Origin of the sequence: Delftia sp. RIT313, assembly GCF_000632165.1 — a bacterium.
Classification (GTDB): domain Bacteria; phylum Pseudomonadota; class Gammaproteobacteria; order Burkholderiales; family Burkholderiaceae_C; genus Comamonas; species Comamonas acidovorans.
In genome coordinates, this window is the sequence record NZ_JFYT01000008.1 from 1 (window position 1) to 7,514 (window position 7,514).

Consider the following 7,514-nt stretch of genomic DNA (forward strand, 5'->3'; position numbering starts at 1 on the left):
CGCAGCAGCTGCGCGGCCTGGCCCGGGGCGCCGGCCTGTTCGATGGCAACGAGCTGGCCCAGGCTGTCGTAGTGGTAGCGGCGGCCGAGGATCTGGCCTATGAGGGGCTGGACCAGGTGGTCCCTGCCTTCCGTGCTTTGCAGGCCTGTGGTGCCCAGGGCCGTGAGGCGGCCCAGGCTGTCCCATTGGCGTTGCACCTGCAGAGGGTTTTGCGCATCTGCTGCAGGGGTGGGTGGGTGCAGGCTGCGGCGGACTTCGAGGTGCAGGCTGTCGCGCTCGAAGTCGATGAGGCTGGCTCCGTTGAGCTGCAGCCCGTGCACATGGCCTGAGCCGTAGGTGAGCCAGGCGATCTCCCCCAGGCCTTGCAGCTGGCTGTGCTGGCGTGTGCCCAGCGCATCCAGGCTGTGGGCGATGCGGTGTTCGTATTCGATCTGCTCTGCGCCCCCGTTCCCGCCCCCGTCCTTGCCGGGCAGGTACAGCTGCTGCACTTCTGCGGTGATGCGGCCCAGGGCGTCGCGCTCCAGTGCTATGCGGCTTTGCAGTTGGGCGATGAGGCCGTTGTCGTTGTCTGCGGTGCTGTGTTGCCAGACACTGGCGGCCGTGAGGCGCCCGGAGGCATCCCATTCGTAGCGGTGGGTTTGTGCGGGCGCATGGGGTGTGGCGGGCAGCTGGCGTTCGACCAATCGCCCGCCTTCGTCCCAGCGGTAGTGGCTGCTGCTTTGCTGCGCGGCGTTGCCATCCGTGGCTTGCATGAGCTGGCCTGCCGCGTCCCAGCGGTAGCGCTGCAGCCGCTGATCAAACCCTTCTTCCTGCACGAGCCGGTCCAGTGCGTCCCAGGCAAAGCGGCTTTGCGCTCCGTTCTCGTTGACGAGGCGCAGGAGGCGGCCGGCGCTGTCGTATTCGAAGGCCAGGGTGAGGCCGCCATGTGTTCGCTGGATGAGCCTGCCCCAGAGGTCGTAGCGCAGGTGGATGCTGGGGTCTGCGGTCTGGGTTTCGCTGGAGGTGCCCGCAGGCTGGGCTGGATCGATGCGCGTGAGGTGGCCTGCGCTGTCGTAGTGGTAGCGCTCGATCTGGCCGTTGGGCAGTTCGCTGGCCACGATGCGGCCCTGGCCGTCGCGCTGGTGGCGTTGGCGCTGGCCCAGGGCGTTGTCCACTTCGATGAGCGCGCCCCAGCGGTCGTAGTGGTAGTGCGTGCTGTGGCCCGAGCAGTCCGTGTAGCTGAGCAGTTGGCCCGCGTCGCTCCAGGCCAGCTGTTTGCTGCCGCCCTGGGCGTCTTCGATGCGCCGGGGGCTGTCGCAGATGAGTGGCGCTTCTTTGGGGTCGGGGTAGTGGTAGCGCTCGGTGCTGCCGTCGGCCTGGGTGATCTGGGTGAGGCGGCCCCAGCTGTCGTATTCGTAGCAGGTGGTGGCCCCTGCCGGGTCAGTGCTTTGCAGCAGGCGGCCCGTGGCTTCGTCGTGTTCCTGCTGGGTGCTGCGCCCGTCGGGCAGCTGCACGCCGATGAGCCGGCCCTGGCCATCACGCCTGAGGTGGACGCTGCGCCCCAGCGGGTCGGTGCGCGAAGCCAGGCGGCCGAAGCTGTCGTAGCTTTGCAGCCAGCGGCTGCCATCGGCCTTGTGGTGGGCGATGAGGCGCGACAGGCCCGCTGCGCCTTCGAAGTAGTAGGTCTCGATGCGGTCCAGGCTGTCGCTGACGCGGGTGGCGGCACGCGGCTGGCCGTCGGGGCCCGGGGGCTGGGCCAGGTAGTCGAAGCGGTAGCTGAGGCCTTCCTGGTTGCTGTGCTCGATGACGCGGGCGCCGGGCTGGGCGCTCTCGTAGCGGTAGCGGTGCCAGGGTCCGCTGGCATGGCGGTGGGCGCTGATGCGGTGGTGGTCCCATTCGAATTCGCGCACGAGCTGGCCTGCGCGGTCGTGGACGGTGATGAGGTCGCCTGCGCTGCTGTAGCCGTAGCGCACGAGGGCGATGGGGGTGGACAGGGGGTGCAACGGGTCCTGTGTGAGGTCCACGCCTGTGACCCGCCAGCCGTCGTCGGCGCCCCACAGTCCGTTCAGTCCCTGCGCATCCCTGCCACCATGGATGCGCTGGTGCAGCAGGCGGTAGCGCCGGCCCGTGCCGTCGCTCAGCGAGACCAGGCGGCCTGCGGGGATGGGGTCCTTGCTCGCACTGTGGCCGGCCTCGGGCGTGGTGCCGTCGCTGTAGTGGTAGAGCTGGCGGCGCCCGAAGCGGTCGATCTGGGCCATGAGGCGCCAAGGGCCATCGACAGGTTCACCGGGCGCAGGACCAAAGCCCCAGAGCGTGTCGCCATCGCCGCTGACCGCAAGGATGGCTTGCGGGTTGCGCACCAGTGCCTGCTCCACATGCGACCAGCGTGGGTTCGCAGCCCAAGGCGCTGTACCGCCGTCCGGTTCCGGGCTGCCGCCGCGCAGCAGCCAGAGGTCTTCGCTGGCACTGTGCAGCTGGCCGCCCGGCACCAGGGGCTGGTCGAAGGTGATGACGCGGCCGCTGGCGTCCAGCAGCAAGGTGGCCTCGTCCTGCAGGCGGATGCTGAGCTCCTGCAGCAGGTGCCAGCCATGGCCCAGCAGGCCACAGGCCGCGCCGTGCTCGGGGTTGACGTAGCTGCTGTACTGGCGCTGCCAGGCCACGGGCAGCGCAGCCGAGGGCAGGGCGAAGTCCAGGTCTTCTGCACCCAACAGGACCTTGGCGCCCAGCTGGGGGTTGACGGGGGAACTGACGGTGATGCCGCCCGGGCAGACGGAGCAGGCCAGGCCCCCCTGGCTGCCGATGAGCACGGTGAGCGAGCCGGTGACGATCTTGCCCTTGACGACGCTGTCGGTGATACGGGCTGCGGGTTGGCCACTCATGCAGATTTCTCCTGAGTGGACTTGATGGCGCAGTCGCACTGTATCGCTGTATCCAGGGCGGCAATTGCTTCACATTGCCTCATTCCGGGTAGATGGAAACAGTGGCGGATTCTCTGATGGCCAGGCATTTCATGAGAATGCAGTGGCTCGCCCCATGGCGTGCGGATGGCAAATGGTCGTGTCATTGTGTCAACCGTCCTACGGACGGCTCCCTCTCTCGATGAGCGGGAATCATAGACAGGCCACTGGCAATGGCGCAATTGATTTATGCGTCAGACTCCTCTTATAAATGTAAGCAAATTGATTATCTTGGATACATCAGCAATTGAATGCCGCCTCACCAATGGAAGGACATATTGATAAATTTCCCATGCCATTGGTGCAATGGGCATGAGGCGCCTGCTGACCCGCATCAAGGGGCGCCAATAAAAAAAGCCCCTGCCTCGGAAGGCAGGGGCTGTCAGGGGCCCGGGGCGCCATGCGTGACACCGCCGGGCCGGCTAGCAACGGGTTGGCATCAGCCTGCAGCCGCCTCCGGCGAGGGCTTGGGTTGCAGGCGCTTGAGCACGCGCGGCACGATGAGCACGCAGGCCACGATGATGATCAGCGTAAGCGACATGGGGCGCTGCAGGAAGATCCACCAGCTGCCTTCGCCGATGGACACGGCATTGCGCATCTGTGCCTCGGCCAGGGGGCCCAGGATCATGCCGACCACGACGGGCGCGGTGGGGAAGTCGAAGCGGCGCATGATCACGCCCAGCACGCCGATGCCGTACAGCAGGAACAGGTCGAAGGCGCTCTGGCGCATGCCGTAGGCACCCACGGTGGCGAAGATCAGGATGCCTGCGTACAGCTGGGGACGCGGGATCTTGAGCAGCTTGACCCACAGGCCCACCATGGGCAGGTTGAGCACCAGCAGCATCAGGTTGCCGATGTACAGCGAGGCGATCAGCGCCCAGACCAGGGCGGCGGACGAGCTGAACAGTTGCGGGCCGGGGTTGATGCCGTAGTTCTGGAATGCACCCAGCAGCACGGCCGTGGTGTTGCTGGTGGGAATGCCCAGGGTCAGCAGCGGGATCAGCGCGGCGGTCACGGTGGCGTTGTTGGCGGCCTCGGGGCCGGCCACGCCTTCGATGGCGCCCTTGGTGCCGAACTCGGCACGGTTCTCACCCTTGGCCAGCTTCTTTTCGGTGGCGTAGCTCAGGAAGGTGGGGATCTCGGTGCCGCCGGCAGGGATGCAGCCGAAGGGTGTGCCGATGACGGTGCCGCGCAGCCAGGCGGGCCACGAACGCTTCCAGTCGCGGCCGGTCATGTGGACGCGGCCCATCCTGTTTTGCGTATCGACGACCTTGCCTTCGTACATGGCGGCGTACAGCACCTCGGCCACGGCGAACAGGCCCACGGCCACGAGCACGATGTCCACGCCGTCCAGCAGTTCCATCTTGCCCATGGTGTAGCGCGCAGCGCCCGAAATCTGGTCCATGCCGATGCAGCCCAGCGCCAGCCCCAGGAACAGGGCCGTCATGCCGCGCAGCGCGCTTTGGCCGAGCACGGCACTGACGGTGGTGAAGGCCAGCACCATCAGCATGAAGTACTCGGGCGGGCCCAGCTTGACGGCAAAGTCCGCCACCGACGGCGCGAACAGCGTGACGACCACGGTGGCCACGGTACCGGCGACGAAGGAGCCGATGGCGGAGGTGGCCAGCGCGGCGCCCGCGCGGCCGCTCTTGGCCATCTTGTTGCCCTCCATGGCCGTGACCATGCTCGCGGTCTCCCCGGGCGTGTTCAGCAGGATGGAGGTGGTGGAGCCGCCATACATGGCGCCGTAGTAGATGCCCGCGAAGAAGATCATCGAGGCGGTGACCTCGACCTTGGCGGTAATGGGCAGCAGCATGGCCACGGCCACGGCCGGGCCGATGCCGGGCAGCACGCCCACGGCCGTGCCCAGGGCGCAGCCGACCAGAGCCCACAGCAGGTTGGCGGGTGTAATGGCGGTGGCGAAGCCCGCCATCAGTGCGTCAAAGATTTCCATTACAGCCACCCCGTCTCAGTCAGGCCCGGCAGGTTGATTGCCAGGAATTGCGTGAAGGCCCAGAACACGGGCGCCGAGATGAGCAGCCCGGTGACCACGTCCTTGACCCAGGTGATGGGTGCGCCCGCCTGGGCCTGGCCGCCAGCACGGCGCAGGCCCTGCACGGCCAGCACGTAGCAGACGGTGCAGCTGACGATGAAGCCCACGGTGCCGATCAGTGCGGCGTTGACCATCAGGCCGGCCGACACCCAGACGAAGGCGCCGATGTCGGCGCGTGGATGGCCGCCAGGGGCAGAGGCTTCGCGGTAGCCGCCCGTGCGCGCCTCCCAGACCAGCCAGGCGCCGCAGACCGCGAGCACCACGGCGCATAGCCAGGGCAGGAAATTGGGGCCGACGCCGCCGTAGCCGGAGTCGGAAGGGATCTGCAGCGCGCCGAAGGCCAGGCCTGCAGCGACGAGCAGCACGCCAGAGCCGACGATGGTCTGCGCGCGAACCGAGGGAAAGCCGCTGGGCTCATCGGCCTGGGCGGCATCCGTGGCAAGTGGATTGGGTTGTGAGGACTCGGACATGGTCAGTTCCTGGCCGCAGCGGAACCGGCGACCGGGCCGGCCACCGCTGCAGACGTGGGGAAAAAATTAAGCCGCCGGGGCCAGCGGGCCGCTGGCGCGGCGCGCGGGCATCTTCCGCTTCTTGAAGCAGGCGCTGCGACTGGCGCCTGCCGTGGCCCGCAGGAGTGCGGGCCTGTGGCTGCACCGGCCCCGCAAGAGGCCGGTGCAGCCGTTCGATCACACCATGCCGGACTTGACCATGGTGGCGCGCAGGCTCGCGAACTCCTGGTCCACGAACTCGCCGAAGGCATCGCCGGCCAGCCACGCGGGCGTCCAGTCGTTCTTCTGCAGAGCCTCGGCCCAGGCCTTGCTCTTGGTGGCCTTCTCCAGCATGGCGACCAGCGCGTCGCGCTGGGGCTTGGTGATGCCGGGCGCGCCGTACACGCCGCGCCAGTTGCCGATCTCGACGTTGATGCCCTGCTCCTTGAGCGTGGGCACGTCCACGCCCTTCAGGCGCTGGCCCGAGGTCACGCCGATGGGCTTCATCTTGCCGGTGCTGATGTACTCGGCGAACTCGCTGAAGCCGCTGCCGCCCACGGTGACGTTGCCGCCCAGGATGGCGGAGATGGCCTCGCCGCCTCCACGGAAAGCCACGTAGTTGATCTTGGAGGGATCGACGCCGACTTCACGCGCGATCATGGCCGCCGCAATGTGCTCGGTGGAGCCGCGCGAGCCGCCGCCCCACTTGACGGAGCCCGGGTCCTTCTTGAGCTGGGCGATCACCTCGGCCATGTTCTTGAAGGGCGAGTTGGCGGGCAGCACGAACACGTTGTATTCGCTGGTCAGGCGCGCCAGCGGCGTGGCCTGCGTCAGGTTCACGGGCGGCTTGCCCGTGATGATGCCGCCCAGCATGACGGCGCCCATGACCATCATGGCGTTGGGATCGCCCTTGCTGCCGTTGACGAACTGCGCAAGACCGATGGCGCCAGCGGCGCCGCCCTTGTTGTCATAGGTGACGGAAGCAGCCTGACCAGCGTCCTGCAAAGCCTTGCCCAGGGCACGGCCCGTGGTGTCCCAGCCGCCGCCGGGGTTGGCCGGCAGCATCATCTTGACGGCGACCGCAGCCTGGGCAGACAGCGGCAGGCTGCCTGCGGCGGCCAGTGCGGCCAGCGACTTCAGAAAAGTATCACGACGCATGGTTTGACTCCTTGTGTTGTAAGGCTGTCGATGATCGGTTCGCTACCTGTCAAATGGCTGTCCAAACCCCTAGGGGAATCCCTAGATCGCTCTTGGCGCGATGGCCTGCATCGCGCCCGGTGCTAACGTGCGGGCCATGCAATTGCTGCTCGTAGAAGATGACAACGCCATGCGCACCACGCTGCAGCGCACGCTGATCCGGCGCGGCATCCAGGTGGAGACGGCGGCCGACGGCCCCTCGGCCCTGGCGCAGTGGCTGGTGCGCGAGCCCGACGCCGTGGTGCTGGATTTGAGCCTGCCCGGCCTGGACGGCCTGCAGGTGCTGGAGCGTGCGCGCGGCCAGGGCCTGCGCACGCCCGTGCTCATCCTGACTGCGCGCGGCACCGTGGGCGACCGCGTGCTGGGCCTGAACGCCGGCGCGGACGACTACCTGGCCAAGCCCTTCGACCTCGACGAGCTGGAGGCCCGGCTGCGCGCCCTGCTGCGCCGCAGCAGCGACAGCTTCGCGCCCAAGCCACCGCCCGAGACCATTGCCATGGGGGCGCTGCGCTACGACAAGGCCAGCGGCGCCATCCACCGCGATGGCGAGATCATGGAGCTGACGCCCCGCGAGCTTGCCCTGATGCACGCCCTGCTGGCGCGCCCCGGCCATGCCGTGGCCAAGGAGCGGCTGTTCGCGCTGGTGTTTCCCGGCGAGTCCGACGTGCAGTACGAGGCCGTGGAAGTCGTCGCCTACCGGCTGCGCAAGAAGCTGTCCGGCACGGGCGTGCAACTGGTCACGCTGCGCGGCCTGGGCTATCTGCTCAAGGCCGAGTCGGCCTGACGCATTGCCGCATTCCTGCACCGCAAGCCCATGCGCGACCCCGGTCTTCCCCCAGC

At 67.9% G+C, this 7,514-nt stretch carries 5 protein-coding genes; 1 reads left to right on the forward strand and 4 read right to left on the reverse strand.

Translation table 11 applies throughout. The features are described from left to right. The 4 genes from BW39_RS02640 to BW39_RS02655 all read right to left on the reverse strand — a co-directional run. On the reverse strand, positions 1 to 2,858 hold a 2,858-nt coding region (locus tag BW39_RS02640; protein WP_043819575.1), incomplete at its 3' end, for a DUF6531 domain-containing protein. A 517-nt stretch (positions 2,859 to 3,375) separates the two neighbouring features. Beyond that, complete coding sequence (locus BW39_RS02645; protein WP_012204439.1) at positions 3,376 to 4,890, reverse strand: tripartite tricarboxylate transporter permease; 1,515 nt, start codon at positions 4,888 to 4,890, stop codon at positions 3,376 to 3,378. Then, positions 4,890 to 5,459: a tripartite tricarboxylate transporter TctB family protein gene (locus BW39_RS02650; RefSeq protein WP_043819577.1), complete on the reverse strand. Its 570-nt coding sequence runs from the start codon at positions 5,457 to 5,459 to the stop codon at positions 4,890 to 4,892. The genes BW39_RS02645 and BW39_RS02650 overlap by 1 nt, the downstream gene beginning before the upstream one ends. A 216-nt stretch (positions 5,460 to 5,675) precedes the next feature. After that, complete coding sequence (locus BW39_RS02655; RefSeq protein ID WP_013803365.1) at positions 5,676 to 6,635, reverse strand: Bug family tripartite tricarboxylate transporter substrate binding protein; 960 nt, start codon at positions 6,633 to 6,635, stop codon at positions 5,676 to 5,678. 100 nt (positions 6,636 to 6,735) lie between these two features. On the opposite strand from BW39_RS02655, the gene BW39_RS02660 reads away from it, so the two are divergent. Further along, positions 6,736 to 7,458 carry a response regulator transcription factor gene (locus BW39_RS02660; RefSeq protein ID WP_043819580.1) on the forward strand — a complete coding sequence of 241 codons (723 nt, stop codon included), beginning with the start codon at positions 6,736 to 6,738 and terminating at the stop codon, positions 7,456 to 7,458. Positions 7,459 to 7,514 lie beyond the last annotated feature (56 nt).